Annotated in this window: 30 protein-coding genes; 7 read left to right on the top strand and 23 right to left on the bottom strand. The window is 64.4% G+C overall.

What is annotated here, in order from left to right; all coding sequences use genetic code 11:
* Window positions 1-133 precede the first annotated feature (133 nt).
* The 3 genes from CIMIT_RS01865 to CIMIT_RS13130 all read left to right on the top strand — a co-directional run bounded on the left by CIMIT_RS01865 (window position 134) and on the right by CIMIT_RS13130 (window position 4341).
* On the top strand, window positions 134-2005 hold the full coding sequence (locus CIMIT_RS01865) for a GTPase family protein (protein WP_231910322.1): 1872 nt from the start codon (window positions 134-136) through the stop codon (window positions 2003-2005).
* Window positions 1986-3611 (top strand): GTPase, encoded by a 1626-nt coding sequence (locus CIMIT_RS01860; protein WP_038588364.1) that lies wholly within the window; start codon window positions 1986-1988, stop codon window positions 3609-3611. Before CIMIT_RS01865 ends, CIMIT_RS01860 begins: the two co-directional genes overlap by 20 nt.
* Before the next feature lie 274 nt (window positions 3612-3885).
* A complete protein-coding gene (locus tag CIMIT_RS13130; RefSeq protein ID WP_456236324.1) occupies window positions 3886-4341 on the top strand; it encodes an IS1/IS1595 family N-terminal zinc-binding domain-containing protein in 456 nt (151 codons plus the stop codon).
* Window positions 4342-4475: 134 nt separating this feature from the next.
* On the opposite strand, the gene rplE is transcribed toward CIMIT_RS13130, so the two are convergent.
* The 3 genes from rplE to rplN are packed head-to-tail and all read right to left on the bottom strand — an operon-like array spanning window position 4476 to window position 5742.
* The gene (gene rplE, locus CIMIT_RS01855; RefSeq protein ID WP_038588351.1) at window positions 4476-5054 is read right to left on the bottom strand and encodes a 50S ribosomal protein L5; all 579 of its coding nucleotides are present in this window, start codon (window positions 5052-5054) and stop codon (window positions 4476-4478) included.
* 1 nt (window position 5055) lies between these two features.
* A complete protein-coding gene (gene rplX, locus CIMIT_RS01850) occupies window positions 5056-5370 on the bottom strand; it encodes a 50S ribosomal protein L24 (protein ID WP_038588348.1) in 315 nt (104 codons plus the stop codon).
* Window positions 5371-5373: 3 nt separating this feature from the next.
* The gene (gene rplN, locus CIMIT_RS01845; protein ID WP_038588343.1) at window positions 5374-5742 is read right to left on the bottom strand and encodes a 50S ribosomal protein L14; all 369 of its coding nucleotides are present in this window, start codon (window positions 5740-5742) and stop codon (window positions 5374-5376) included.
* 281 nt (window positions 5743-6023) lie between these two features.
* On the opposite strand from rplN, the gene CIMIT_RS01840 reads away from it, so the two are divergent.
* The gene (locus CIMIT_RS01840) at window positions 6024-6821 is read left to right on the top strand and encodes a formate/nitrite transporter family protein (protein WP_038588338.1); all 798 of its coding nucleotides are present in this window, start codon (window positions 6024-6026) and stop codon (window positions 6819-6821) included.
* A 15-nt stretch (window positions 6822-6836) separates the two neighbouring features.
* On the opposite strand, the gene CIMIT_RS01835 is transcribed toward CIMIT_RS01840, so the two are convergent.
* A complete protein-coding gene (locus tag CIMIT_RS01835) occupies window positions 6837-7631 on the bottom strand; it encodes a sulfite exporter TauE/SafE family protein (protein WP_038588332.1) in 795 nt (264 codons plus the stop codon).
* Window positions 7632-7943: 312 nt separating this feature from the next.
* Window positions 7944-9215: a glycoside hydrolase family 32 protein gene (locus CIMIT_RS01830; protein WP_038588325.1), complete on the bottom strand. Its 1272-nt coding sequence runs from the start codon at window positions 9213-9215 to the stop codon at window positions 7944-7946.
* Window positions 9216-9239: 24 nt separating this feature from the next.
* Here CIMIT_RS01830 and CIMIT_RS01825 point away from each other — a divergent pair, with 24 nt between their 5' ends.
* Window positions 9240-10124 (top strand): carbohydrate kinase family protein, encoded by an 885-nt coding sequence (locus CIMIT_RS01825; RefSeq protein WP_038588317.1) that lies wholly within the window; start codon window positions 9240-9242, stop codon window positions 10122-10124.
* A gap of 13 nt (window positions 10125-10137) precedes the next feature.
* On the opposite strand, the gene glmS is transcribed toward CIMIT_RS01825, so the two are convergent.
* The 18 genes from glmS to rpsJ all read right to left on the bottom strand — a co-directional run bounded on the left by glmS (window position 10138) and on the right by rpsJ (window position 24087).
* The gene (gene glmS / locus CIMIT_RS01820) at window positions 10138-12006 is read right to left on the bottom strand and encodes a glutamine--fructose-6-phosphate transaminase (isomerizing) (protein WP_038588310.1); all 1869 of its coding nucleotides are present in this window, start codon (window positions 12004-12006) and stop codon (window positions 10138-10140) included.
* A 58-nt stretch (window positions 12007-12064) separates the two neighbouring features.
* Window positions 12065-12409, bottom strand: a complete 345-nt coding sequence (nirD, locus tag CIMIT_RS01815; protein ID WP_051904716.1) for a nitrite reductase small subunit NirD — start codon at window positions 12407-12409, stop codon at window positions 12065-12067.
* Between the two features lie 19 nt (window positions 12410-12428).
* Window positions 12429-14960, bottom strand: a complete 2532-nt coding sequence (gene nirB, locus CIMIT_RS01810; protein ID WP_038588304.1) for a nitrite reductase large subunit NirB — start codon at window positions 14958-14960, stop codon at window positions 12429-12431.
* A 75-nt stretch (window positions 14961-15035) separates the two neighbouring features.
* Window positions 15036-16538 carry a SulP family inorganic anion transporter gene (locus CIMIT_RS01805; RefSeq protein ID WP_038588296.1) on the bottom strand — a complete coding sequence of 501 codons (1503 nt, stop codon included), beginning with the start codon at window positions 16536-16538 and terminating at the stop codon, window positions 15036-15038.
* 69 nt (window positions 16539-16607) lie between these two features.
* Window positions 16608-16850 (bottom strand): sulfurtransferase TusA family protein, encoded by a 243-nt coding sequence (locus CIMIT_RS01800; RefSeq protein ID WP_038588288.1) that lies wholly within the window; start codon window positions 16848-16850, stop codon window positions 16608-16610.
* On the bottom strand, window positions 16850-18436 hold the full coding sequence (locus CIMIT_RS01795; protein ID WP_038588281.1) for a sulfurtransferase TusA family protein: 1587 nt from the start codon (window positions 18434-18436) through the stop codon (window positions 16850-16852). The genes CIMIT_RS01800 and CIMIT_RS01795 overlap by 1 nt, the downstream gene beginning before the upstream one ends.
* 11 nt (window positions 18437-18447) lie before the next feature.
* On the bottom strand, window positions 18448-18813 hold the full coding sequence (locus CIMIT_RS01790; RefSeq protein ID WP_038588276.1) for a DsrE family protein: 366 nt from the start codon (window positions 18811-18813) through the stop codon (window positions 18448-18450).
* Window positions 18814-18914: 101 nt separating this feature from the next.
* Window positions 18915-19199, bottom strand: coding sequence for a 30S ribosomal protein S17 (rpsQ, locus tag CIMIT_RS01785; RefSeq protein ID WP_038588273.1), 285 nt, complete (start codon window positions 19197-19199; stop codon window positions 18915-18917).
* Window positions 19200-19201: 2 nt separating this feature from the next.
* Window positions 19202-19432: a 50S ribosomal protein L29 gene (rpmC, locus tag CIMIT_RS01780; RefSeq protein WP_038588270.1), complete on the bottom strand. Its 231-nt coding sequence runs from the start codon at window positions 19430-19432 to the stop codon at window positions 19202-19204.
* The gene (gene rplP, locus CIMIT_RS01775; RefSeq protein WP_038588267.1) at window positions 19432-19848 is read right to left on the bottom strand and encodes a 50S ribosomal protein L16; all 417 of its coding nucleotides are present in this window, start codon (window positions 19846-19848) and stop codon (window positions 19432-19434) included. Before rplP ends, rpmC begins: the two co-directional genes overlap by 1 nt.
* 4 nt (window positions 19849-19852) lie before the next feature.
* The gene (gene rpsC, locus CIMIT_RS01770; RefSeq protein WP_038588264.1) at window positions 19853-20593 is read right to left on the bottom strand and encodes a 30S ribosomal protein S3; all 741 of its coding nucleotides are present in this window, start codon (window positions 20591-20593) and stop codon (window positions 19853-19855) included.
* On the bottom strand, window positions 20593-20952 hold the full coding sequence (rplV, locus tag CIMIT_RS01765; RefSeq protein WP_038588261.1) for a 50S ribosomal protein L22: 360 nt from the start codon (window positions 20950-20952) through the stop codon (window positions 20593-20595). The genes rpsC and rplV overlap by 1 nt, the downstream gene beginning before the upstream one ends.
* A gap of 3 nt (window positions 20953-20955) precedes the next feature.
* The gene (gene rpsS / locus CIMIT_RS01760; RefSeq protein WP_038588258.1) at window positions 20956-21231 is read right to left on the bottom strand and encodes a 30S ribosomal protein S19; all 276 of its coding nucleotides are present in this window, start codon (window positions 21229-21231) and stop codon (window positions 20956-20958) included.
* 16 nt (window positions 21232-21247) lie between these two features.
* Window positions 21248-22087 (bottom strand): 50S ribosomal protein L2, encoded by an 840-nt coding sequence (gene rplB, locus CIMIT_RS01755; RefSeq protein WP_038588255.1) that lies wholly within the window; start codon window positions 22085-22087, stop codon window positions 21248-21250.
* A gap of 26 nt (window positions 22088-22113) precedes the next feature.
* Window positions 22114-22416, bottom strand: a complete 303-nt coding sequence (rplW, locus tag CIMIT_RS01750) for a 50S ribosomal protein L23 (protein WP_038588252.1) — start codon at window positions 22414-22416, stop codon at window positions 22114-22116.
* Window positions 22417-23085 (bottom strand): 50S ribosomal protein L4, encoded by a 669-nt coding sequence (gene rplD, locus CIMIT_RS01745; protein WP_038588249.1) that lies wholly within the window; start codon window positions 23083-23085, stop codon window positions 22417-22419.
* Window positions 23082-23738 carry a 50S ribosomal protein L3 gene (gene rplC / locus CIMIT_RS01740; protein WP_038588246.1) on the bottom strand — a complete coding sequence of 219 codons (657 nt, stop codon included), beginning with the start codon at window positions 23736-23738 and terminating at the stop codon, window positions 23082-23084. Before rplC ends, rplD begins: the two co-directional genes overlap by 4 nt.
* Window positions 23739-23781: 43 nt before the next feature.
* Window positions 23782-24087: a 30S ribosomal protein S10 gene (rpsJ, locus tag CIMIT_RS01735; RefSeq protein ID WP_038588232.1), complete on the bottom strand. Its 306-nt coding sequence runs from the start codon at window positions 24085-24087 to the stop codon at window positions 23782-23784.
* A 639-nt stretch (window positions 24088-24726) separates the two neighbouring features.
* On the opposite strand from rpsJ, the gene CIMIT_RS01730 reads away from it, so the two are divergent.
* The gene (locus CIMIT_RS01730) at window positions 24727-25230 is read left to right on the top strand and encodes an Asp23/Gls24 family envelope stress response protein (RefSeq protein WP_051904715.1); all 504 of its coding nucleotides are present in this window, start codon (window positions 24727-24729) and stop codon (window positions 25228-25230) included.
* Between the two features lie 2 nt (window positions 25231-25232).
* Window positions 25233-25535 (top strand): hypothetical protein, encoded by a 303-nt coding sequence (locus CIMIT_RS01725; RefSeq protein ID WP_038588229.1) that lies wholly within the window; start codon window positions 25233-25235, stop codon window positions 25533-25535.
* Window positions 25536-25559 lie beyond the last annotated feature (24 nt).

The following is a 25559-nucleotide window of genomic DNA, read 5'->3' as shown; positions in this document are numbered from 1 at the left end:
TGCGTGTAATACAGTGCATGATGCTAACGCATCGGCCGCCAATCCTTCGCCCGCAGCAGGGGTATCCACGGGGGTGATCCCGCCAGCGTGACCCCCCGCTTCCGTGCCCGCGCCCTGTGCCAGAATGGTGGGTGTGAGCACTCCCCAATCCCCTGCCGAGCTGATCGCCGCGGTGCGCGAGCTGCGCGAGGCACTCGCCGGCACCGCGCTGCCGAGCGATCCGGCCGCGGCTGCCGACGCCCGCGCCGTGGTCAACCAACTCGATGATTACATCCTGCCGCGTCTAAGCAACCTCGACGCCCCGCTGCTCGCCGTCATCGGCGGCTCCACCGGCTCCGGCAAGTCCACGCTGGTCAACGCGGTGTTGCGCGAGCGCGTCTCCAACCCAGGCGTGATCCGCCCCACCACTCGCCAGCCGGTGCTGGTGGCCAACCCCGCCAACGCGGACTGGTTCAACTCGCCCGAGGTCCTGCCAGGTCTTGCCCGCTCCCACGGCGCGGGCGACGAGCAGTCCACCACGCTGCGGGTGGTCGAGACTTCCACTATCCCCGAGGGGCTCGCGCTTGTCGACGCCCCCGATTTCGACTCCATCGACGACCACAACAGGGCCCTGGCCTCCCAGCTGCTCGCCGCTGCCGACCTGTGGATCTTCGTCACTACGCCTGCACGCTACGCGGATCAGCTGGTGTGGAATTTCCTCCACGACGCTGCCGGGCGCGGCATCGAGGTCGTCGTCGTGCTCAACCGCCTCGACGAGGCTTCCGCCAAGACCGTGCCGACTGACCTGCGCCGCATGATGGACGAGGCGGGGCTGAGCGGCGCAACCGTCTTCGAGGTCCCCTTCGTCACCGACCTCGGCGGGCAAGCCAGCGGAGAGTTCCTGCCGGACGAGCTGGTTGCCGAGCTGCGCGAGTACCTCAACCGGCTGGCCGGCGATACCGCCGCGCGCCGCGAGGTAGCGGGCAAGACGGTGGCCGGTGCGCTGGGCGGGGTGCTGGGGCGCGTCGAGAAGCTTGGTGCACGCCGCGAGCAGCAGGAGGCCTTTGCCGCACAGATCGACACCGCGATCGACGAGCACTACCGCAGCGCCTGCGACCACATCATCGACGCCACCAGCGACGGCAAGCTTCTGCGCACCGAAGTCCTCGACCGCTGGCAGGACGTGGTGGGCACCTCAGATGCCTTCCGCGGAATCGAGCGCTGGTTTAGCCAGGCAGTGGACAAGGTAGGCAGCTTCTTCACCGGCCAGCCCGCGCCGCTGCGCGAGGTAGAAACCGAGATCGAGTCGGGCCTGCACGCCGTGATCGTCGACGCGGCCGAAACCGCCGCCGCGAAATCCTGGTCGCACGTGGGTGCCGTCGCCCCTGAGCTGCGCGCCCAGGCGGATCCGCACCTGACCCGGGCGAGCGAGTCGATCTCCGAGGACGCCGCAGCGCTTGTGCGCCAGTGGCAACAGGCACTGCTGACTCGCATCCAGGACACTGCCGGCCAGAAGCGCCAGCGCGCCCGCGTGATGTCCTTCGGCCTCAACGTGCTGACCGTCGCGTTGATGCTCGTGGTCTTTGCCTCCACCGCCGGGCTGACCGGCGGCGAGATCGCCATCGCGGGCGGCTCCGCGGTAGTCGGCCAGAAACTGCTGGAGACCATCTTCGGCGAGGACACCGTCCGCCGCATGGCCGCGGATGCGCGCGCCGACCTCAACGAGCGCCTCGAGGCGCTGCTTGGTAGCGAGCGCGAGCGCTACCGCGAGATCACCGCGCCACTGCACGCTGGCACCGACGCTGCCGAGCTGCACGCGCTTTCCACCGAGGCTCGCACCCAAGCCAGCGCGCGCTTCCCCGAGACGATGCCGGCAGCAGCAGCCGTACCCGCAGTTACTGAGGCGCCCACGCCTGAGACTGACGCCGAGACCGACTCCAAGCTGCGCGGCCTACTCGACCAGCTACGCGGCACGTTTACCCGCCCGGCCCCGGAGGGAGACGCCAATGGCACTGCTGAGCGCTAAGCCCACCCTCGGCGAGCGCCTCACCGCGCTCGAGGAGGCCGCAGAGATCGGCCGCGGCTACCTCTCCCCCGCCCAGCGCGAGCGGTTGGAGAAGGTCGCCCGCGCCGGTGCCGAGCGCCGCGCGCTGTCCGCCGAGCACACCGTCGTCGGTTTCTTCGGCGCGACCGGTTCCGGCAAGACCTCATTGTTTAACGCCATCGTCGGCGAGGATCTGGGCAAGGCCGCCGCCCGCCGCCCGACTACGTCCTCCCCGCTCGCGGCTATTTGGGAACCCGCTGGCTCCGAGGAGCTGCTCGACTGGCTCGGCGTGGAGGACCGCCGCGCCCGCCCCGGCGAGTTCGCTCCCGACGCGGGCCCGCTCATCCTGCTCGACCTGCCCGACTTCGACTCGGTCGAGGCCGCCAACCGCGCGATCGCCGAACGCCTCGCCGGCCAGGTCGACGTGCTCGTCTGGGTCTCGGACCCCGAAAAGTACGCCGACAGCGTGATCCACGAGCAGTTCATCCGCCCGCACGCAGGCCACGCCGCGGTCACGCTCGCCGTGCTGAACAAATCCGACCTGCTGGCCCCCGGCGACGTCGACACCGTCAGCGCGTCCTTCAAAGGGCTTTTGCTTGACGACGGTCTGTCCAACGCCCACGTCGTCCCCACCTCCACCCGCACCGGCGCCGGGGTCGATGACTTACGCGCCGCCATCACGCGCGTCGCGCGCGCCCGCACCGCCCAGTCCGCCCGCATCGAAGCAGACATCCAGTCCGCGACCGCGGACTTACTCCCTCCCGCCACCGGCAAGCAGCTTGCCAAGCAGGAGAAGAAGACTCGCCCGGACAAGCAGGCGAAACGCGATATGGACGCGACCCTCGCCGAGGCAGCGGGTGCCGACCGCCTGGCCAACAACGCCGCCGCCGCGTACCGCAAGCGCCTGCGCGAGCGCACCGGCTGGCTGCTGACCTCCTGGATCACCCGTTTCCGGCCGGACCCGCTCAAGCGCATGGGCGTGCGCGAGCAGTCCGACGAGGTGGGTGTACACCGTTCTTCCATGCCTGAACTCGACGCCGCCTCCAAGGCCGTAGCCAACCGGGGCGTGCGCGACTACGCCGAGGCGATTTCGGCCGGGCTGCCCGAGCAGTGGGCCGCAGCGGTGACCGACCGCGCGGGCCAGGCTTCCGAGCAGGTGCCCGAGGCGCTTGACCGAGCGGTTGCGCGCACTCGCGTCCCGGCCCAGCCGTCGAAGGCCTGGTCGCTGCTGACCATCGTGCAGTGGCTCGCCCTGGTCGCCGCGCTGATCGGCGTGCTGTGGTACCTGCTTGTGGCGTTTGTCCCCGGGATGCTTACTCCCCTGCTCGGCACTGACCTGGTCCCGGATGTCGAGGGGTGGCCGATCCCCACCCTGCTCATCATGGCGGGCCTGCTCACCGGGCTGATTATCGGCCTGATCAGCGCCGTCTTCGGCGGGATGCTTGGCTCCGGCGTGCGCAGGCGCACGAAGGCGGCGCTACGGAGGGAGATTGCCATCGCTTCCGAGGAGACCGTGGTGGCCCCGCTCAGCGAAGTCCGCGAGGACTACGCGCGCTTTGCGCAGCGGCTCGCTTTCGCGCGGGGGTAGGCGTTTCGAAAGGCGTGAATTTTCCCGCAACGCGATTTCGCCGGTTCGAGGCGACCTGGGCAAATGCAATATAGTTAGCCTATCTATGCGAAATCTTTCACGCCCTTCCGGGTTAAGTGACAAAATGTGTGCTTTTTCGGCTAAGGATTCCCGGCACTGCCTGGGGATACGGCGGGATAATGCTCAATGAATCGGGATTCCCGACCATAGACCGGAAGGTCCACCACTTCAAGCGTTGGATGTGCTAGGGGCACAGGCTGTTAAACCAGCCTGCATGCCAACTCAACACAGAAAGAGAAAACGCAATAGACCCCTGTGCCCGGCATGTCAGCACTCCAGCACAAAAATGGGCACCACCTCCAGCGGAAAACAGCGATGGCGCTGCACACACTGCGGGCACACCTTCACCAACCCCAACTCGGCTAAGACCAACGCATACCGGTTTGCCATCTTCATCGACTGGATCACCGGCCAGCGCCCCCTCGATGCTGTAGCTGCTGTACGCAACGTCTCCAGGCGCACACTGATCCGCTGGTTTACCTACTTCTGGTTCAACGCGACCAAGCCAACTCACCCGACGGCCGGCCGAAAGGCTACGACACCGGCATCGACACCGACTTCAACCCCTCCTGGGCCATCCGACACGGCTGGGCAGGACGAACATAACCCCAGCACAACACCCACAAACCACCCATCCCACCCTCCAAAAAGCACACATTTTGTCACTTAAGTCGACACGCCGAGAAAAGCACACATTTTGTCGCTTAACCCGCCCTTCCGCCAAAGCCCCCTAACGCCAAAGCCCCCACCTGGCAAAGTGCCGAGGTGGGGGCCAAAGCCTAAACAGGCTTCACAAGCAGAGGCTTAAGCCTGCTTCATCTTGCCGTCCTTGTCCGCGAACGGGAAGCCGAGGTGCGTCAGCAGAGCGCGCCCCTCCTCGTCGTTCGTGGCGGTGGTGACGACGGTGATGTCCATACCGCGCGGGCGGTCGATCTTGTCAATGTCGATCTCGTAGAACATCGTCTGCTCAGACAGGCCGAAGGTGTAGTTGCCTGCACCGTCGAACTGCTTGTCGTTCAGGCCGCGGAAGTCGCGAATACGCGGGAGCGCAACCGTCAGGAGACGGTCGAGGAACTCCCACATGCGGTCGCCACGGAGGGTGACCTTCGCGCCGATCGGCATGCCCTCACGGAGCTTGAAGTTTGCGATGGACTTCTTCGCGCGACGCAGCTGCGGCTTCTGGCCGGTGATCGCGGTGAGGTCCTCGAGTGCGCCGTTGATGACCTTGGAGTCACGCGCAGCGTCGCCAACACCCATGTTGACAACAATCTTGGTCAGACCCGGGATCTGCATGACGTTGTCGTAGCTGTACTTGTCGTTCAGCTTGGTGCGGATCTCGTCCTGGTAGCGGGTCTTCAGACGCGGAGTGTAGTTCTCGCTCATGCTAGATGTCCTTCCCGTTCGACTTGGCAACGCGGACCTTCTTGCCGTCCTCGTCAAAGCGGTAGCCGACGCGAGTCGGGTTGCCGTCGGAGTCCAGGAGCATCACGTTGGACACGTGGATTGCTGCTTCCTGGGTGACGATGCCGCCGGACTCTGCGCCGCGCTCGTTGTAGGAGTTTGCGACGTGCTTCTTCACACGGTTGACGCCCTCGACGAGGACCTTGTCACGCTTCGGGTAGGCCTCGATGACCTTGCCCTGTGCGCCCTTGTCCTTACCGGCGATGACCTGGACCATGTCGCCCTTCTTGATCTTCATTAGTTAGATCACCTCCGGTGCGAGAGAAACAATCTTCATGAACTTCTTGTCGCGCAGCTCGCGGGCAACGGGGCCGAAGATGCGGGTGCCGCGGGGCTCGGTGTCGTTCTTGATCAGAACGGCAGCGTTCTCGCCGAAGGAGATGTAGGAGCCGTCCGGACGACGGGTTTCCTTGGTTGCGCGGACGATAACCGCCTTGACAACCTCGCCCTCCTTGACGTTGCCGCCCGGGGCAGCTTCCTTCACGGTGGCGACGATCGTGTCGCCGATGCCGGCGAAGCGTCGAACAGAGCCGCCGAGGACGCGGATGCACAGAATTTCGCGTGCGCCCGTGTTGTCGGCGACCTTCAGACGCGATTCCTTCTGAATCACAGTTGGTCTCCTGACCTGGATCGATGTGCGTCAGATTTCCGTCCTGTACGCACGTGGTCATGTGCTCTTGTGCCTTCGCTTATCGACGAACCACGTAAACGGTCGAAGGGTCTCGGACTTCCAACTCGGAAACGCGCTGCAAGCCCGACCAGCGAGAGACAACTGCAGTATTAAAGCATGTGTGGTGGGGAAACACCAAATCCCATCCGCCCCACAGCCGGTGGCGGACATCACCCGTTTTCAATTGGTAACCCCAATCAAAACCACGTATGGTGTTACCTATGAACTTTGACAGCACGTTGGCCGAATCAATCGGCTTCAAGGCGTACCTCTTCAACAACGAACTCCCCAAGTTCGCCGTACGCTCCATGCTCGCCGGGCTGTTCCTCACAATCATTACCGCATTCGCCGCCGTGGCGGCCACAGCGGTCGAGGCTGAGGCACCTGGCTTCGGCAAATTTGTCTTCGCCGCCATCTTCGCTACGGCACTGTACGTCATGGTCGTCCTCGGTGCCGAACTCGCCACCGGCAACATGATGTTTGCCACTTACGGCTCAACCACCAAACGGCTGGGTTGGCTCAACGGCTTCGTTCTCGTTGTCGTGTGCACCCTGTTCAACCTGCTCGGCGTCCTGCTCACCGCGTACTTCATCACCAAATCCACCGCGTTTGAGGCGGTGGACCCGGAGAACTTTCTCGCCGGGCTCACCAACGTCAAGCTGGCCAAGGACCCCTGGCACCTGTTCCTCGAGGGCATCTTTGCCAACATCGTGGTTAACATCGGCATCCTCATGGCAGTACAGGCCGGCAAGGATTACACCGCCAAACTTCTCGCCATCGTCCTGGTCATCCCGGCGTTCGCCGCGATGGGCTATGAGCACTCCATCGCTTCCTTCGTGATCTTCTCGCTGTCCGGCTACGGCATCGGCCCAGAGCACTTCGAGGGCTTCACCCTGGTCAACGGCCTGTCCAACTGGCTGTTCGTATGGCTGGGTAACTACGTCGGCGGCGGCTTGCTCATGGGCGGGGTCTACGCCTGGCTGAACAAGGGTGCCGCACCCAAAGTCCGTTCCAACTAACCCCGCAAAAGCGCCTTAGACAAACTGCCGCACCAGCGCGACCAACGCAACGACGACGATGAAGCCGCGCAGCACGGAGTTTGGAAGGCGCTTCGCTATCTGCGAGCCGCCAATTCCCCCGATCAGGCCGCCAACGGCCACAATCGCCACCCCGGCCCACACGATCTCCGCGCCAAAGAAGGCCCATGCCACCAGGTACACCAAGGCTGCGGTGACGTTGACAAAGAGCGAGAGAAAGTTCTTCACCGGGTTGACGTCTTTCAGCGAGCGCCCCGTGGCCACCGACATGATCGCCATATACAAGATTCCCTGAGCAGCGGTGAAGTAGCCGCCGTAGATGGCGGCCGCGCCCATCGGCGCGATCAGCTGCGGACGCTTCCACGCCTCACCGACGGGCTCCCCCGCCGCGGCAGCACCCGCTGTGGTGCGCCGCTTAAGCCACGCCGTCAGCTTCGGCTGGAAGATCACCATCAAAAGCGCCACCACGATCAGCACGGGCACGACAAAGTCGAGCGTGCTGGACGGGGAAGCGAGCAGTAGCAACGAGCCTGTGGCCGAAGCGACGATGGTGACCACCACCATCGGCCCAAGGTACGGCAGCTCCCGCGCGATCTCTTTGCGGTACCCCAGCACCGAGCCGGCGGAGGCGAACACCATGCCGGTGGTGTTGGTGCGCACCGCCACCCCGGGTGGCAGCCCGAGCGCCATGAGCACCGGCAAGGTAAGCAAGGAACCGGAGCCCACCGCTGAGTTGATCGCCCCCGCCATCATGGCCATCACAAACAGCAGCAGTGCGCTGACCGGTTCCATAGTCTTCTACTCCTTGTGTATTCCTGAAGTGCCTGCGGCCTCTGGTGCCGACTTCGGTTCTACGTTAAAGCACACCTCCCCGAAAGTGGGCTTCCCCCCAAAGATGGCGAGCAGCGCACCTTAGAGGTTTACAGTGTCGAAACCGGTGTGCATCGGCACGTCGACGGGTTTACCGTCAGTGCCCGCGCCGCTCGGGTGCTCCAGCACCGCCGGACATCTCCTGCTCAGCTGAGAAAAAGTAGGGGATTTTCCAAGTCAACTACGCGAGAGCCATTCCTCTGCTGACCAAACATATACCTGCCCCATTCGGTGCTATACGGAACGGAAGGATGCCCATTCATTTCCGTGTGGGGCGAACACGGCGGAGGAGAACGCCGCCTCCCCACTACCGGCGGTCAGCTCCACCGCCGCACCATCGGCCGTGCATACCAGCTCGCCCGCTGCAGTCTCGGCCCAGCGCACCAGGCCGTCCACGGTCAGCGAGAGCGTGCCGCGCGCTGCCTGCTCCTGCGGCGCCCACGACACCGTCGCACCGACGTTGCCCTCCACATCAACAAGCTCCACCTCCAGCCGCTCGGGCCCGAGCTCGCAGCGCCAGACCACCATCTCATCCTGAGCTTTGGGGAGACAGAGGGTGGTGTGCAACGTGGCGTCGATAAGCTTGAGCTCCCGCGGCAGGGTGAGCTGGTGGACCCAGCCCTCGGCCTGAAGCGTAGGGGTGTCGTCGCGCGCGGGCAGGCCCATCCAGCCGAGCATGAGCGCACCAGAGCGGTATGGGATGAGCTGCGGGGCGTAGAACTGATGCCCGTAGTCGAGCGGGGTGAACCCGGTGATCACTTCGAAGCGCAGACCGTCGAGCCGGCCGACGACGTAGCCGCACTCGTCGGAATCCAAGAACTGCGGACAAATGACCAACACATCGAGCACCTCGCCGGTGGCTTGGTCCTCCATACGCAGAAGGTTCGGACACTCCCACATGTACGCCGAAGCCGTGTTGTAATCCAGACCGAAAAACTCGATCGGGCCGGCGAATTCCCACGTATCCAAATCATGGGAGGTGTAGACCACCACGGCGCCCGTGTTGTTTTCCCGGCGCGCGCCGATGACCATGCGCCAGGACCCGTCCGGGGCCTGGGACACATGGGGATCGCGAAAATCTGCGGTGTACCCCTCGGGGAACCCCTCGATGACCGGGTTATTTTCGCGGCGTCGATACACCCCACCCAGCGGGCCCTGCACATCTTCCACATCGACGATGTTCTGGCTGGTCACCCGCTCCCCGTCCACCTTCAGGTTGCCGGTATAAAACAGGCGCATCCGCCCCTCGTGCACCACCGATGAACCGGAGTAGCAGCCGTTCGCGTCGTAAGGAAAGTCCGGGTAGAGCGCGTCCGGCAGGTGGGAATAGCGGCCATCACCTAAGCGCGTGACCGCGTGCCCCCACCCAGTGCGCTTCGGGGTGCGCGGAAACGAGGGGTCGTGCTGGTAGAACACGTGGAGCTCGTCGCCGATCAGGGTCAGCCCGTTCGGGTCGTTCAGGCGCCCCTGGGGCGGGGTGAGGTGGAATTTCGGCCGGTACGTCATGCTGCATAGTCTACGGTGGGGAGCATGATCACCGTGTACGGCGAAGCGCTCGTCGACCTCGTGCCCACCACCGCCGACCCACTCGCCCCGCTGCAGCCCGCGCTCGGCGGCGGCCCTTTCAACGTCGCCCGCGCCCTCGGCCGCCTCGGCGCGGATGTGGAGTTCCAGTCACGGCTGTCCAACGATGCTTTCGGCACGGCAATCAGGCAGTCGCTTATCGACGCCGGCGTGCACCTTTCCAACTGCCCCACAGGCCAAGAACCCACCACGCTGGCCGTGACCGCGCTGGCCGCGGACGGCTCCGCAACCTACACCTTCTACGTCGATGGCACCGCCGACCGGCTGGCCACCCCAACCCTGGTGAGCGGCGGATACGCTGTCTTCGGCACGCTGTCGCTCGCGCTCGAGCCGGCCTCGCTGCGCTACGCCGAGGCCGCCTCCGCCTCCGCCAAGGCGGGTGCCGTGGTCTGCTTGGACCCGAATATCCGGCCCGCTTTCGCGTCGGAGAAACACCGCCTCTTCCTGCGCGGCATGCTCGACGACATCACAGTGCTCAAGCTCTCCGACGAGGAGGTCGACTTCCTGGGTGATACCTCGCAGGTCCCTGTCGTGGTGACCACCCTGGGTGGCGAGGGCATCAGCGTGCGCGCCCCCTTCGGCACGTGCACCGTTCCCGCTCCAAAGGTTAAGGTGGCCGACACGATTGGCGCGGGCGACACCATCATGGCCGCCCTCACCTACCAGTTCCAGCACCGCGGCCTCGACCGCGCGGGCCTGCTCGAGCTCGGCGAGAAGCAGTGGAAAGAAATTCTCTCCTTCGCGGTCCACGCCGCCGCGCTGACCGTGTCGCGCACCGGCGCAGAAACGCCCCGCTTGGAAGAGGTACTTTCCTTCCAGCGGGGCGAGTAACACCTGCGGAGAACTACTCCACGGTCACGGACTTCGCCAGGTTACGCGGCTGGTCCACGTTGAGGCCGCGAGCCTCGGCCACCGCGCATGCGAAGATCTGCAGCGGCACCGTCGACAGGAGCGGCTGCAACAGGCCAGCGGACTCCGGAATGCGGATGACCTCGTTGGCGTAAGCGGTGACGTCTTCGTCGTCCTCCTCCGCGATCACGATGGTCACGGCACCACGCGCGCGCACCTCCTGAATGTTGGAGACGACCTTGGCGTGCAGGTTATTACGCGAGTGCTTGGACGGCACGATGATGAAGACTGGCTGGCCTTCCTCCACCAGCGCGATCGGGCCGTGCTTGAGCTCGCCGGCGGCAAAGCCCTCGGAGTGCAGGTACGCCACCTCCTTAAGCTTCAGCGCACCCTCGAGTGCAACCGGGAAGCCGACGTGGCGACCCAGGAAGAGCACGGACTTGGAGTTCGCCAGGTCCTTGCCCAGCTGCTTGACCTGGTCCTCGTTGCCCAGGACCTTCTGCAGCTTGTCCGGCATCGTCTGCAGCTCTTCCACCACCGAGCGGATCTCGTCCGCGTACTTGTTGCCGCGCACCTGGGAGAGGTACAGCGCCAGCAGGTAGGAGGCGACGATCTGAGAGATGAATGCCTTCGTCGAAGCCACGGCGATCTCCGGGCCCGCGTAGGTGTAGAGCACCGCGTCGGACTCGCGCGGGATGGAAGAACCCACCGTGTTGCAGATCGCGATGACCTTCGCGCCCTGCTCGCGGGCGTGACGCACCGCCATGAGCGTGTCCATGGTCTCGCCGGACTGGGAGACAGCCACCACGAGCGTCTGCTCGTTGACGATCGGGTCGCGGTAGCGGAACTCGTGCGCGAGCTCCACCTCCGTCGGGATGCGGCACCAGTGCTCGATGGCGTAGCGGGCCACCTGGCCCGCGTAGGAGGCGGTGCCGCAGGCCACGATGATGATCTTGTTGATGGAGCGCAGCGTCGACTCGTCGATACGCAGCTCGTCCAGCGTCAGCGCACCGCTCTCATCGAAGCGGCCGTAGAGCGTATCGCGCACTGCCGCGGGCTGGTCGTGGATCTCCTTTTCCATGAAGGAGTTGTAGCCGCCCTTCTCCGCGGCGGTGACATCCCACTCCACGCGGAAGGGCTTGCCCTCTGCCTTCTCCCCGTCGAAGGTGGTGATCTGGTAATCGTTCGCAGTCAGGGTAATGACCTGGCCGTTATCAACCTCGACTGCGTCGCGGGTGAACTCGATGAAGCCGGAAACGTCGGAGCCGAGGAAGTTACGGCCCTCACCCAGGCCGATGACCAGCGGGGAGTTCAGACGCGCGGCGACGATGCGGTCCGGGTGGTCCTCCTCGATGGCCAGCAGCGTGAACGCGCCCTCGAGGCGGTTGGCGGTCAGCTGCATTGCCTTGGTGAGGTCGCCTGCGGCCTCGTTGTCATAGACGTCCAGCAGCAGGGTGGCCGCCACCTCGGAGTCCGTGTCGGAGATGAAGGTGTAGCCCTTGGCCTCCAGCTGGTTACGCAGGGTGGCGAAGTTCTCGACGATGCCGTTGTGCACCACCGCGAGGCGACCGCCGCCCACTACGTGCGGGTGCGCGTTCGCATCGGTCGGCCCACCGTGGGTGGCCCAGCGGGTGTGGCCAATACCGAGGTGGGAGGTCGGCAGCGGAGCCTTTTCAATCTCCGCTTCCAGGTCGGCCACCTTGCCTGCCTTCTTGCGGCATTCAATGGAGTCCTGCCCCATCACCGCAACACCAGCCGAGTCGTAGCCGCGGTACTCCAGACGGCGCAGGCCTTCAATGATGACGCCCAGCGCGTCGTGCTCACCCGACGCCGGGTCACCTACATATCCAACGATTCCACACATACCGACAACGATACACGGGACAGGTGTTTTCCCCGACTTCGCGCGCGCCTAATGGGACCTAATTGGACACGACCACCTTTGCCTCTTCGCCTTCGCCGTCCAGGTGCACCTTGAAGGTGGCAAGGGCGTGGTCATCGCCCTGCAGCGACGCACCGTCGTCAAGGAAGAACCTCTGCTTCAGCAGCGGCGAAGCAATCGTGGGACGCCCATCGACCTCGCCGACGATTCCGCGCGAGATCACGCCCACGCCGGTATACGGGTCCACGTTGTCCACCGCGAACAGTTGCTCGCCGTCGCTGGTGTGCAGGCGGAAGATCGCCACCTGCTGCTCACCGGGCAAAAGTGCCGCCGCGCCAACGCCCACCGAGAGATCCCGCAGCGCGCAAATTACTGTGTCAGCCATTTTCCTGTACTCCCTTGTCTTAGTTCGCGCCCACGGTCGGGGTCATCAGCGGCACCTTGCGCCCGCCCTGCGGGTGCTCTTCAAACTGCACCGTCGGGTCCGGTGTATCCGGCGCGTTAATGAAGGACACGAAACGCTTGAGTTTCTCCGGATCATTGAGCACGTCCTGCCACTCGTCCGAGTAGTTGGCCACGTGGTTGTCCATAAAGGACTCCAAATCATCGGCGATGCCCAGCGAGTCGTCAACGACGACATCGCGGATGTGGTCCAAGCCGCCCTCGACGTCCGCCTGCCAGGCTGCAGTGCGCTGCAACCGGTCCGCGTTGCGGATGTAGAAGGCCAGGTAGCGATCGATGTAGCGAATCAGCGTCGTATCGTCCAGGTCCTTGGCCAGAAGCTCCGCCTGCCGCGGCGTGGCACCAGCGTTGCCGCCCACGTACAGGTTCCACCCCTGCTCCGTGGCGATCACGCCGATGTCCTTGCCGCGCGCCTCCGCGCATTCGCGGGCGCAGCCGGACACGCCCATCTTCAGCTTGTGCGGCGAGCGCAAGCCGCGGTAGCGCAGCTCCAGGTTGATCGCCATGGCCACCGAGTCCTGCTGCCCGTAGCGGCACCAGTCCGTGCCCACGCAGGACTTCACCGCGCGCAGGGACTTGCCGTAAGCCTGCCCGGACTCCATGCCGACGTCGATCAGGCGACGCCAGATCTCCGGTAGGTCCTCCGTGCGCGCGCCGAACATGGCGATGCGCTGGGCACCCGTGATCTTCAAGTACAGGCCGAAGTCCTCGGCGATGCTGCCCATCTCCTGCAGCTGGGCGGGCGTGATGTTGCCGGCCGGCTGGCGTGGAATCACGGAGTAGGTGCCGTTCTTCTGCATGTTGCCCAACATGCGGTCGTTGGTGTCCTGCAGGCCCGCGGTCTCGCCCTCCAGCACGTGGCTTTCCGTGTGCATGGAAGCCACGATGTTGGCAAAGGTTGGCTTGCACACCTCGCAACCGCCGCCGGTGCCGAAACGCTCGATGAAGGTGGGGAAATCCGTAATCCCGGTGGAACGAGCGATTTCGAAGAGCTCGGCGCGCGACTGGCTAAAGTGCGGGCACACCGCCTTGGACTGCTCGATGCCCTCGGCTTCCAGGATGCCCTTCATCAGCGGGATGCACGAGCCGCAGGAGGTACCTGCGCGGGTGGCACCCATCAGCGTTTCCACCGAGTGGCAGCCCTGCCCGATTGCCTCGCGCACATCCCCCTTGGACACGTTGTTGCAAGAGCAAATCTGTGTCTCGTCCGGCAGGTCGCCCGCGCCAATCGCGGTGGTACCCGCACCCGTCTCGGGCGCGATCAGGCTCACCGGGTCGCCCGGCAGCTCGGAGCCGACCATCGGGCGCAGCACCGAGTAGTTCGACGCCTCGCCCACCAGGATGCCGCCGATGAGTCGCTTGCCCTCGGCGTCCAGAATGAGCTTCTTGTACACACCGGACACCGGGTCCTGGATGTGCAGCTCCTTATGGTCCGCCTCAGTGGAGAAGGCGTCGCCGAAGGAGGCCACGTCCACGCCCATGAGCTTGAGCTTGGTGGACATGTCCGGGTCCTCGAAGTCGGGCGCAGGCTCGCCTGCGAGGCGCGCGGCCACGATCTCCGCCATCGTGTTGCCCGGCGCGACCAGACCGTAGGTCTTGCCGTCGACGGCCGCGCACTCACCAATCGCGGAAATGTGCTCGATCGAGGTGCGGCACTGCCGGTCGGTGAGGAAGCCGCCGCGCGGGCCGAGCTCCAGCCCTGCGTCCGGGCCCATCGTGTCGCGCGGGCGGATACCGGCGGAGAAGATCACCAGATCCGTCTCAATGACGCCCTCCTCACCCAGGTCCAGGGTCACCGCGCCTTCGCGCTCCGTGGAAGGCGTGATCGCCCGCGTCGTCGCGCCGACGTGGACGTCCACCCCCATCTGGCGGATCGCCTGCGAGAGCATCTCGCCGCCCGCATCGTCCACCTGCAACGGCATCAGGCGCGGTGCCATCTCCACCACGTGCGTCTTGGCACCCATGTGCTGTGCCGCGCCGGCCGCTTCCAAGCCGAGCAGGCCGCCGCCGATGACCACCGCGGTGGCTTCGCCGTGGGCACCCACCACGCCCTCGATCGCGGCGCGGATGCCGTCCATGTCATCCAGCGTGCGGTAAACGTGCACCTGCGGCAGATCATTGCCCGGCAGGCGCGGCACGAAAGCGCGAGAGCCGGTGGCCAGGACGAGTTCTTCGTAGGAGAGCACGCTGCCGTCGGCAAGCACGAGCTCGCGCACCTCCGGCTTGATCGACACCGCGCGCCCCGGCACCACCGTGACATTGTCCGGCAGCCGGTCCAGGTAGAGGGCCTCGCGGTCCCAGTTGCCTACGTAGCTGGAGAGCTGGACGCGGTCGTAGGCATAATCTTCGGTCTCACGGTTGATGATGGTGATCTGCGCCTCGGGGCGGCGCTGCGAAAGCTCCTGGGCGAAGCGGTGGCCCACCATGCCAAAACCGACGACCAGGATCTCTGCGTGAGTGGTCTGCGTAGTCATGAATCTGTCCTTCTCGATGTCGGGGGACTTACTCACGAGACTACGCGTGGAAATGGTCGTACGCTTGGAAGCTGCTTAACCTACCGCCCCCGTGAGGCGGCCGTGGAAGGCGCTCGCCTGATCACTCATGCCGACGAACCGCACCCGCTTGTCGTACTGCGCGTAGCGCTGCTCGATAGAGTCGAGCGCCGCGATCGTCGAGGCGTCCCACAGTGTCGCCTCGGTCAAATCCACCACGACCTCATCCGGATCGGAGGAGTACATAAACAGCGTGGTCAGGTCGTTCGAGGACGCAAAGAGCAGCTGTCCGCGCACCACGTAGTGGGCCACGCCGTCGGCCTCCTCGCGCGTGACCTCCACCAGGTGCGCCACGTTGCGCACAAACACCACGGACGCGACCAGCACGCCGACCACCACGCCGATGGCCAAGTTGCTCGTCACCAGCACCACCGCCACGGTGATCAGCATCGTGACCGTCTCGGAGGCCGGCAGCTTCCGCAGCGTCGCGGGTTTGACCGAGTGCCAGTCGAAGGTGCCCACGGAGACCATCACCATCACCGCGACCAGCGCGGCCATCGGGATCTGGCCGACCAGGTCGTTGAGCAGGAGCATGAGCCCCAGGAGGAACGCACCGGCGAAGAAGGTGGACAGGCGTGTGCGCGCCCCGGAGGCCTTCACGTTGATCATGGACTGCCCGATCATCGCGCAGCCGCCCATACCGCCGAAGAGCGCCGAGACGATATTCGCGGTGCCCTGGCCGAAGCCTTCGCGGGTTTTGTTTGAGTGGGTGTCGGTGATCTCGTCGATAAGCTTGGCCGTCATCAGCGACTCCATCAGCCCCACCAGCGCCACGCCCAGCGCGTAGGGCGCAATGATCTGGAAAGTCTCCAAGGACAGCGGGACGTGCGGAAGCACCAGCTCCGGCAGGGTGTCCGGCAGCTCGCCGCGGTCGCCCACCCGCGGCACGTCGATGCCAAAGGCCATGCACAGCGCCGTAACCACCACGATTGCCACCAACGGCGCGGGCACCGCCTCAGTAAGCTTCGGCATTCCCACCATGATTGCCAGCCCCAGCGCCACCAGCGGGTAGACAGCGAAGGGCACACCGAAGAGCTCGCCGAGCTGCGCGGAGAAAATCATGATGGCCAGCGCGTTGACAAAGCCGACCATCACGCTGCGCGGGATAAAGCGCATGAGCTTCGCCACGCCGAGCACTGCCAGCACGATCTGGAACACGCCCGCGAGCATGATCGCGGCCAGCATGTACTCGTAGCCATGCTCGCGCACCAGCGGCGCGATGACCAGGGCGACTGCGCCCGTGGCGGCGGTGATCATCGCGGGGCGACCGCCCGTAATCGCCACCACCATCGCCATGATGAAGGAGGAGTACAGCCCCACCTTCGGGTCCAGCCCGGCGATGATGGAGAAGCTAATCGCCTCCGGGATCAGGGCGATGCCCACCACCAGCCCGGCCAGCACCTCCTTGCTCAAGATGCGCGGGTTTCTTAGGGCCTCGCGCACGGTGGGCCGCGGCGCGTAGCGCACGCCCTCCTGCGCGGTCAGCACGGTGGCAGCCATGATCTCCTCTTTGGTAGCGGGTACAACGACCCACATACTCTAGCCCCGCTCGCTTTTCGACGCCCGCCCCTACCCCGCCTTACGCAAGTAATAGTGAGGGGCCTGCGCGTACACAAGCGTGTTACCAGTGAGCCCGCACCAGGCGCGCAAGTCAATGTCAATCGCCTCGTTGACCGAGCGCAGGTGGAGCACCTCGCCTGCGGCAAGCTGGTCGCGGAAGAGCAGGAAGAGCCGCACGAGCACATCACCGCACGCGATATCTTGCGCATCCCAATAGTGCTGCGAGGTGGGCGGCTCCTGCTGTGTCTCCACTACTGCGCGTCCCCCGCCTGCTGCAGGTATGCATCGCGGGCCGTGACGATCTGCGCCAGCTGCTGCTGTGCCAGCGTATCGGCCACGATCGGGTTGTCCGCAAAGGTGGCGAACCCGCAGTCGGTGCTGAGCAGCACGCGGTCTTTGCCGAAGGCCTCCACGGCAGCCGCGATACGAGCAACGACGTCTTCAGTGGGCTCAAGAGCTTGCTGCTTCTGGTTGAGCACCCCGACGCAGACGCGCTGGTCGTCCCGTATCTTCCGCAGCGCGTCCAGGCTGCCCGCGCGTGGGGTGGCGAGTTCCAAAGTCAGCGTGCCTACGTTCAGCGAAGCGAACAGGTCCACAAAGGGCCCAAAGTCGCCTTCGAGCGCGGCCGACTCGTCCGTGGTCCAGTTGCCGCGGCACACATGCAGCGCCAGCCGCTCCGGGTCGAAGCCTTCGGTGAGCTGCGCAAGCAGCGACTGGGCAAAAGCAAGCTCCTCGTCCACGCTGCCAGCAAGCTCGTCGAGTGCGCCGCACATGAACGTGCGTCCGCCGCCGTCGTGGCGGCCGTAGACCACCTCGGTGAGCACCGGCTCGTCGATCTGGATCATGGCGGTGCCCAGCGAGTACAGCTCGTGGAGCTCCTCGCGCAACACGCGCACAATGTCGGTGGCCATCTCCTCGCGGGTGTCGTACGCCCGGTCAGAGACGCACTCCATCCACATCGTGCGGGTCAAAAGGTAGGGCCCCGGCAGGCACACCTTCACCGGTGTATCCGTGATGGATTGGAGGTATCGCACCTCGTGCGCCACAAGCGGTTTATCGCGCCCCAGCGGGCCGAAGACCGCGGGGTGGCGCACCTCGCCGGCGGGCACGTCCAGAGCGCGCAGTTCGCGCTCGAACTCCTCCGGGTCCTCCACGTAAGGCAGCAGGTCCGTAATGGGGATGAGCTGGCAGTTCTGCAGCCGTCCTGCGACGAAGCTGGAGTAGTTATCGCGGCGCATCTCCCCGTCGGTGACGGCGTCCACGCCCGCGCGCTGCTGTGCGGCGAGCACCAGCTGCACCGCATCATCCGCTGTGGCTTGGAATTCTTCTTCCGGCAGCCTGCCGGCGAGGTGTTCGTGGACCGCGTGAAGCAGCCACGGCTTGCGCGGCCACGACCCCATGGTCACGACCGAAAGCGGCGCGAGCTTGGGTGCAGGCTTTGGCGCAGGAAACTCCGTGGGCACCGTGGGGGTGACCACTTCCTGGGTGACCGGCATCTGCGGGCGCTTGCGCTGCTTCTTGGCGCGCTTCTTCGGAGCGGGCTCCTGCGCGGTTGGCGTTTCCGTGGGCGCTTCCGTGAAAGCCCCCTTGCACACCAAAAAGCGCCAGCGGCCCTGGTCGGGCTCCTCGATCACGTTGACCAGCTCGTTGCCGGTGAGTCGGCACCACGAGGGCAGGTCGACTGGCACGGTCGGCTCGTAGGAGACGATCTCCAGCAGCTGGCCTTCATCCAACGGGTCGATGTGCTGACGAATCAGCAACAGCAGGCCGTTGCCGCAGTCGAGGTCTCCCCCGTCGAAGCTCGTGTGGGGCGGGTACGGATGTTGTGTCTGTGGCACTGCGAAAACGCCTAGTAGGAGACGCTCGGTGTGCCGTCCGCGAGGAACTCGACGAGCTTCGCGCCGCCCACGATCTGGGCACCCTCGATGAGCTGGTCCTCGGTGTAGCCGCGCTTCTTAATGCACGGTGCACAGACGTAGAGAGTGCCGCCGGCAGCAATGAAATTGTCGATGAGCTCCTTGAGCGGTGCGAAGCCCTCCTCGTGGATGTCGTCGGCGTAGCCGTCGACTGCAAGGTAGGCACCCTCGGAGGAGAGGAAGACCATCGTGTCCTGGGCGGAGCCGGCCGCAGCGTTCGCTACGACGAAGCCAACGGTGGCCAGGTCGGTGTCGTTCTTGGCGTGGGCAATGGTGACGCAAAATTTTCCGGTAGACATGCGCCCCACTCTACGCAGAAGTTTTCAGGCGTGTGAGCGTCGTAAAGCATGCAAAAAGCCGCACCCCCCAGCTTGGGGGTGCGGCTCGGGCTGGCTAAGAACTAGCGAGCCTTCTCGACGATCTCGACGAGACGGAAGTGCTTGTCCTTGGACAGCGGGCGGGTCTCCTCGATAAGGACCAGGTCGCCGACACCGGCGGTGTTGTCCTCGTCGTGAGCCTTGACGCGGTTGGTCGTGCGGACGATCTTGCCGTAAAGGGCGTGGGACTTACGATCCTCGACCTCGACGACAATGGTCTTGTCCATCTTGTCGGATACGACGTAGCCGCGGCGGCGCTTCTGCACTGCCTTCTGGGTGTTCTGTTCAGTCACGTTTGCCTCACTCATGATTAAGCCTCAGCTCCCGGGACGACGGACAGGCCGAGCTCACGCTCGCGCAGCACGGTGTAGATGCGTGCGATGTCGCGCTTCACGGTGGAGATGCGGCGGTTGTTGGTCAGCTGGCCGGTCGCGAGCTGGAAGCGCAGGTTGAACAGCTCTTCCTTCGCGTCGGACAGGCGGCTCTTCAGCTCTTCATCGGTGAGTTCGCGGAACTCAGATGCGGGGGTACCGTTCGCCATTAGTACTGGTCCTCCTTCTTGATGATGCGAGTCTTGCACGGAAGCTTCGCAGCCGCACGGCGCAGAGCCTCGATGGCAACCTCGTCATTCGGGTAGGACATCTCAAACAGGATGCGACCCGGCTTCACGTTGGCAACCCACTTCTCCACCGGGCCCTTACCGGAACCCATACGCACGCCGAGCGGCTTCTGGGTCAGCGGGCGGTCCGGGAAGATGTTGATCCAGACCTTGCCGCCACGCTTGACGTGACGGTTGATGGCAATACGGGATGCCTCAATCTGACGGTTGGTGATGTAGGCCGGCTCGAGTGCCTGCAGACCCCAGTCACCGAAGTTGATGGTATTCCCGCCCTTGGACACGCCGCGACGGGTCGGGCGGTGCTGGCGGCGGTACTTCACGCGCTTAGGGATAAGCATGTGTTTAGCCCTCCTTCTTCTCGGCGCGCTGGCGGCGCTGGCCGCCACGACGCGGGCGGCGGTCGCCGCGACCACGGCGCTCGTTGGACGGAGCGTTGAGCTCGGACTCGCGGACACCGCCAACGACGTCGCCCTTGTAGATCCAGACCTTGACGCCGATGACGCCGAAGGTGGTGTGGGCTTCTGCGGTGCCGTAGTCGATCTCCGCACGCAGGGTGTGCAGCGGCACACGGCCTTCGTGGTAGCGCTCGACGCGGGACATTTCTGCGCCGCCCAGACGGCCAGAGGTCATCACCTTGATGCCCTTGACCTGCGGGTTGCGCATTGCGGACTGGATGGCCTTGCGCATTGCGCGACGGAACGCGACGCGGTTGACCAGCTGCTCAGCAATGGACTGAGCAACGAGGGTGGCGTTGGCGTCGACGTTCTTGACCTCGAGGATGTTCAGGGCGACCATCTTGCCGGTGAGCTTTTCCAGCTCGCGGCGGATGCGCTCTGCCTCGCTGCCGCGACGGCCAATCACGATGCCCGGGCGGGCGGTGTGAATGTCGACGCGAACACGGTCGCGGGTGCGCTCGATGACGACGTCGGCAATGCCGGCGCGCTCGAGGCCCTTGGACAGGAACTCACGGATCTTGATGTCCTCGTGGACGTAGTCAGCGTAGTTCTTGTCGGCGTACCAGTGGGACTTGTAGTTAGCGGTGATACCCAGGCGCAGGCCGTGTGGGTGGATCTTCTGGCCCATTACTTAGCCCCTTCCTTGGACTCGACAACGACGGTGATGTGGGAGGTGCGCTTCCGGATCTGGAAGGCACGGCCCTGGGCGCGCGGCTGGTAGCGACGCATGGTGGGGCCTTCGTTGGCCCAGCACTCGGACACGACGAGCGTGCGCGGGTCCAGACCGAAGTTGTTCTCGGCGTTGGCGGCTGCGGATGCAACAACCTTCGCGACGTCCTTGGCCGCACCCTGCGGTGCGTACTTCAGGATTGCGAGGGCCTCGGAGACGGACTTCCCGCGGACGAGGGCCAGCACGCGGCGGGCCTTCATCGGGGAGGTGCGGACGAACTTGGCAGTCGCGGATGCAGTGGTGATTGTGTCAGCCATTGCTTATCGACGTCCCTTCTCTGCCTTGACGTGACCCTTAAAGGTCTTGGTGGGTGCAAACTCGCCGAGCTTGTGACCGACCATGGACTCGTCGACAAACACCGGGACGTGCTTCCGGCCGTCGTGGACGGCGAAAGTGTGACCGATGAAATCGGGGAGAATGGTCGAGCGGCGGGACCAGGTCTTGATGACCTGCTTGGTACCGGCCTCGTTCTGAGCATCCACCTTGTTGAGGAGGTGCTCATCGACGAACGGGCCCTTCTTCAGGCTGCGTGGCATGTCTGTTTACCTCCTCTTAGCGCTTCTTGTTCTTCGAGCGACGACGGCGCACGATCATGTTGTTGGAGTAACGGTTCGGGTTGCGGGTACGGCCTTCCTTCTGGCCCCAAGGAGAAACCGGGTGACGGCCACCGGAAGTCTTACCCTCACCACCACCGTGCGGGTGGTCGACCGGGTTCATGACAACACCGCGGACAGTGGGCCTCCAGCCCTTCCAGCGCATACGGCCGGCCTTGCCCCAACGGATGTTGATCTGGTCTGCGTTGCCCACCTCACCGACGGTTGCGCGGCAGCGGATGTCCACGCGACGGATCTCGGAGGACGGCATACGCAGCACGGCGTAGGAACCTTCCTTACCCAGCAGCTGGATGGAAGCACCAGCGGAGCGGGCAAGCTTGGCGCCAGCACCGGGCTTGAGCTCCACAGCGTGGATGGTGGTACCGGTCGGGATGTTGCGCAGCGGCAGGTTGTTGCCAACCTTGATGTCCGCGTTTGCGCCCGACTCGATAACGGTGCCCTGCTTCAGGCCCTTCGGCGCAATGATGTAGCGCTTCTCACCGTCAAAGTAGTGGAGCAGTGCAATGTTTGCAGTGCGGTTCGGGTCGTACTCGATGTGCGCGACCTTCGCCAGCACGCCGTCCTTGTCGGAACGGCGGAAATCGATCACGCGGTAGCGACGCTTGTGGCCGCCGCCGCGGTGACGAGTGGTGATGTGGCCGTGGGTGTTACGGCCACCCTTCTTCGGGAGCGGGCGCAGCAACGACTTTTCCGGAGTCGAGCGAGTGATCTCCTCGAACTCGGAAACGGAGCTGGCGCGGCGACCCGGGGTTGTCGGCTTGTACTTACGAATAGCCATATTGTGTCCTTTTCTATCGAGTCTTCTTAAGCGGAAGCGCCGAAGATGTCGATGGAGTCGCTGCCCTCGCGGAGAGTGACGTAGGCGCGCTTGGTGTCCTTACGCTTACCGAAACCGGTGCGGGTGCGCTTGCGCTTACCCTCGCGGTTGACGGTGTTCACCGATGCGACGTCGACGCCGAAAATCTCTTCCACGGCGATCTTGATCTGGGTCTTGTTAGCAGACGGAGCGACGTAGAACGTGTAGGTGTTCTGCTCCATCAGCGCGTAGGTCTTCTCAGAGAGGACCGGTGCGATGATGATGTCGCGCGGGTTAGCAGTCTTAGCCATTTACTTCTCCTCCTCCGCTGCGGTGGCGGATGCCTTTGCCGCGTCGCGGTTGATGAAGGTGTGCAGTGCCTCGACCGAGAAGACCACGTCGTCTGCGTTGAGGACGTCGTAGGTGTTCAGCTGCCCCGGCTCAAGGATGCGAACGCCCGGCAGGTTCCTTGCGGAAAGACGGGAGTTGACGTCCTCACGGCCGATGACCAGCAGAACGGACTTACGGTCGGTCAGGCGCTCGATGAAGGCGCGTGCAGACTTGGTCGAGGGCTTCTGACCCGGGACCAGGTCCTCAACGACGTGGATGCGAGCGTTGCGCGCGCGGTCGGTGAGGGCACCAACGAGAGCTGCCTTAATCATTTTCTTCGGGGTGCGCTGCGAGTAGGAACGCGGCTGCGGACCGTGAACGGTGCCGCCGCCGGTGAACTGCGGAGCGCGGATGGAACCCTGACGGGCACGACCGGTGCCCTTCTGGCGGAACGGCTTCTTGCCACCACCGCGCACATCGGCGCGGGTCTTGGTAGCGTGCGTTCCCTGACGTGCGGCTGCAAGCTGTGCGGTCACAACCTGGTGCAGCAGCGGGATGGAAGCTTCACGGTCAAAAAGTTCTGCCGGAAGCTCTACGGAACCGTTGGTCTTTCCGTCAGCGGTGTGGACGTCAAGCGTCAGGTTCGTCATGCGTGAGCACCGCCCTTCACTGCGGTCTTGACGGTAACAACGCTGCCCTTGGCACCCGGGATAGCACCCTTGACCAGGATCAGGTTGTTGTCGCCGTCGATGCGTTGGATCTTCAGGTTCTGGGTAGTAACGCGGTTACCGCCCATACGGCCAGCCATGCGCTTGCCCTTGAAGACACGGCCCGGGGTAGCAGCGCCACCGATACCACCGACGCGGCGGTGTGCTGCCTGGTTACCGTGTGCGGCACCCTGGCCGGCGAAGCCGTGGCGCTTCATCGCGCCGGCGTAGCCCTTGCCCTTGGTGGTGCCGACGACGTCGACGTAGGTGTCGCCGTCGAAGATGGTTGCGTTGTACTCCTGGCCGACCTCGTACTCGGAGGTGTCGTCCATGCGGATCTCCGCAACAACGCGGCGCGGCGTCACGCCAGCCTTCTTGAAGTGGCCAGCCTGCGGCTTGTTGGACTTACGGGGGTCAATGTCGCCGTAAGCAATCTGGATGGCGCTGTAGCCATCGGTCTCTTTGGTACGAATCTGGGTGACCACACACGGCCCGGCCTCGACGACGGTGACCGGAATTACACGGTTCTCCTCGTCGAAGACCTGGGTCATGCCGAGCTTCTTGCCCAGAATGCCCTTGATCTGATTCTCAGACATGTATTGGTTCTCCACTACTTAAAAGTTCGGGGATCTCTACTGCTTACTGGATGTTCACGTCGACGCTCGCCGGAAGGTCAATGCGCATAAGCGCGTCAACAGTCTTCGGCGTCGGATCGAGAATGTCGATGAGGCGCTTGTGAGTGCGCATCTCGAAGTGCTCGCGAGAGTCCTTGTACTTGTGGGGAGAACGAATAACGGCGTACACGTTCTTCTCGGTGGGCAACGGCACCGGTCCAACGACGCGGGCACCCGTGCGGGTGACCGTAGCAACGATCTTCTTCGCAGATGCGTCGATCGCTTCGTGGTCGTAGGCCTTGAGCCTGATGCGGATCTTCTGTCCCGCCACGCTTACCTCTTCCTCGCATCCCCACGTTCGACTCCTCGCTCCGCTCGAAAGTCGAACGGAATCAAATCGAAGCGGTGGGGTTTGTAGCTTCTAGTTTCTCTATAACGTTGTCCGGGCTGGGCCCATGGCTCAACGCCAGTGTCGTTTCATTGACTTCTTGACACTTCCGGAAGATGAAAGGCACCGCAAATAACTGCTGCGCAATCAGTGCTTCCGCCGCGACCCAAAGGCCGGGGTGCAAGACTCGGAAGGGTGCGTGACCCTTGCGTACTGCCGCTGTTTATTTGCCATGGCGCCTTCTCCGGCCCTCCCCAAGGGGAAGGTCCTTCTACCGAAGGTGTCATGTTTGCCGGACCATCGCGCTTGCGCGCCATGTTTCGGCAACCCGAGTATTAAAGCACGTCACGTTATAAAGCGCAAGCTCAGCTTTTCGACGCCCGCCCGTCCCCCACCATCCGTCGAAAAGAATGTTGCGAAACGGTACCAATTCCCTGCCGGCACCGCTTCAGCCCGGGCGAGTCTTAAGAAACTGTGTAGAGTTGGTGAGAGCCCGGGTCCCCGAGGATTGCGGCGTTCGCAACGCCGATGTACCGGGCCCTTATATATAGGAACAAAATCCGCAGTGAAGGAAGGACCGTCATGGCCGATCACACTCTGAACGACAACACCCTGGCAACCACCGATTCCGCTACCGACGTCGACACCGAGCAGACCCGTCCGCGTAACGAGAACCTGGAGTCCGACAGTGGCACCACCGTCATCGACGACAACGTTGTGGGCAAAATCGCCGGCATCGCTGCCCGTGAGGTCTCCGGTGTGTACAACCTGGGCGGCGGCGCTGCCCGTATGTGGGGCGCGGTCCGCGAGTCGCTGACCTCCTCCACCAACGTCCAGCAGGGCGTCAACGTCGTCGTGGAGGACGGCCACACCTCCGTGGCTGTCGCCATCATCGCCGAGTACGGCGTGGCAATCCACGAGCTGGCAAACGCTATCCGCGAGAACATCACCGTCGCACTGACCCGCATGACCGGCCTGATCGTCGACCGCGTCGACGTCACCGTGCACGACGTGCACCTGCCGGAGCAGGAGACGGCCACTGATCAGGACGAGTTCCAGCCGAACAACCAGGCTCTGGGCCAGTAGTCATGGCGCGGACCCCCATCACCCTTGAGGTCGGGGAAGCCGTCCGCGACAGTGCGCTCGGCGTTCCTGGTGTCGCCGGCCTGCACCGCGGCCGCGTCGGCGAGGTGGCCCTGCTGCTTCCCAATGCCCGCATTGACGGGCTGCGGCAGGCCTACCGCGACGGCGAACGGGGCATCGAAGTACACATCGTCTTTGATACCGCCTCGGGGCGCGACATCCAGTCCGTGGCTGCAGATGTCCGCTCCGCGGTTTTAGGCGCGTCGGATCTCCCGTTCGTCGATGTCGTCGTCGCTGATGCGCAGTAGGCACCCGACCCCACCTACGGCTGC

Origin of the sequence: Corynebacterium imitans (assembly GCF_000739455.1) — a bacterium.
Lineage (GTDB): Bacteria > Actinomycetota > Actinomycetes > Mycobacteriales > Mycobacteriaceae > Corynebacterium > Corynebacterium imitans.
This window is presented reverse-complemented; position numbering and strand designations above follow the sequence as displayed.

What these genes read in the sequence shown, in the direction of transcription:
- CIMIT_RS01860 (WP_038588364.1), top strand. Translation starts at nt 1,986, where the DNA reads ATGGCACTGCTGAGCGCTAAGCCCACCCTCGGCGAGCGCCTCACCGCG.
- CIMIT_RS13130 (WP_456236324.1), top strand. Translation starts at nt 3,886, where the DNA reads ATGCCAACTCAACACAGAAAGAGAAAACGCAATAGACCCCTGTGCCCG.
- rplE (WP_038588351.1), bottom strand. Translation starts at nt 5,054, where the DNA reads ATGAGCGAGAACTACACTCCGCGTCTGAAGACCCGCTACCAGGACGAG.
- rplX (WP_038588348.1), bottom strand. Translation starts at nt 5,370, where the DNA reads ATGAAGATCAAGAAGGGCGACATGGTCCAGGTCATCGCCGGTAAGGAC.
- CIMIT_RS01840 (WP_038588338.1), top strand. Translation starts at nt 6,024, where the DNA reads ATGAACTTTGACAGCACGTTGGCCGAATCAATCGGCTTCAAGGCGTAC.
- CIMIT_RS01835 (WP_038588332.1), bottom strand. Translation starts at nt 7,631, where the DNA reads ATGGAACCGGTCAGCGCACTGCTGCTGTTTGTGATGGCCATGATGGCG.
- CIMIT_RS01830 (WP_038588325.1), bottom strand. Translation starts at nt 9,215, where the DNA reads ATGACGTACCGGCCGAAATTCCACCTCACCCCGCCCCAGGGGCGCCTG.
- CIMIT_RS01825 (WP_038588317.1), top strand. Translation starts at nt 9,240, where the DNA reads ATGATCACCGTGTACGGCGAAGCGCTCGTCGACCTCGTGCCCACCACC.
- glmS (WP_038588310.1), bottom strand. Translation starts at nt 12,006, where the DNA reads ATGTGTGGAATCGTTGGATATGTAGGTGACCCGGCGTCGGGTGAGCAC.
- nirD (WP_051904716.1), bottom strand. Translation starts at nt 12,409, where the DNA reads ATGGCTGACACAGTAATTTGCGCGCTGCGGGATCTCTCGGTGGGCGTT.
- nirB (WP_038588304.1), bottom strand. Translation starts at nt 14,960, where the DNA reads ATGACTACGCAGACCACTCACGCAGAGATCCTGGTCGTCGGTTTTGGC.
- CIMIT_RS01805 (WP_038588296.1), bottom strand. Translation starts at nt 16,538, where the DNA reads ATGGCTGCCACCGTGCTGACCGCGCAGGAGGGCGTGCGCTACGCGCCG.
- CIMIT_RS01790 (WP_038588276.1), bottom strand. Translation starts at nt 18,813, where the DNA reads ATGTCTACCGGAAAATTTTGCGTCACCATTGCCCACGCCAAGAACGAC.
- rpsQ (WP_038588273.1), bottom strand. Translation starts at nt 19,199, where the DNA reads ATGAGTGAGGCAAACGTGACTGAACAGAACACCCAGAAGGCAGTGCAG.
- rpmC (WP_038588270.1), bottom strand. Translation starts at nt 19,432, where the DNA reads ATGGCGAACGGTACCCCCGCATCTGAGTTCCGCGAACTCACCGATGAA.
- rplP (WP_038588267.1), bottom strand. Translation starts at nt 19,848, where the DNA reads ATGCTTATCCCTAAGCGCGTGAAGTACCGCCGCCAGCACCGCCCGACC.
- rpsC (WP_038588264.1), bottom strand. Translation starts at nt 20,593, where the DNA reads ATGGGCCAGAAGATCCACCCACACGGCCTGCGCCTGGGTATCACCGCT.
- rplV (WP_038588261.1), bottom strand. Translation starts at nt 20,952, where the DNA reads ATGGCTGACACAATCACCACTGCATCCGCGACTGCCAAGTTCGTCCGC.
- rpsS (WP_038588258.1), bottom strand. Translation starts at nt 21,231, where the DNA reads ATGCCACGCAGCCTGAAGAAGGGCCCGTTCGTCGATGAGCACCTCCTC.
- rplB (WP_038588255.1), bottom strand. Translation starts at nt 22,087, where the DNA reads ATGGCTATTCGTAAGTACAAGCCGACAACCCCGGGTCGCCGCGCCAGC.
- rplW (WP_038588252.1), bottom strand. Translation starts at nt 22,416, where the DNA reads ATGGCTAAGACTGCTAACCCGCGCGACATCATCATCGCACCGGTCCTC.
- rplD (WP_038588249.1), bottom strand. Translation starts at nt 23,085, where the DNA reads ATGACGAACCTGACGCTTGACGTCCACACCGCTGACGGAAAGACCAAC.
- rplC (WP_038588246.1), bottom strand. Translation starts at nt 23,738, where the DNA reads ATGTCTGAGAATCAGATCAAGGGCATTCTGGGCAAGAAGCTCGGCATG.
- CIMIT_RS01730 (WP_051904715.1), top strand. Translation starts at nt 24,727, where the DNA reads ATGGCCGATCACACTCTGAACGACAACACCCTGGCAACCACCGATTCC.
- CIMIT_RS01725 (WP_038588229.1), top strand. Translation starts at nt 25,233, where the DNA reads ATGGCGCGGACCCCCATCACCCTTGAGGTCGGGGAAGCCGTCCGCGAC.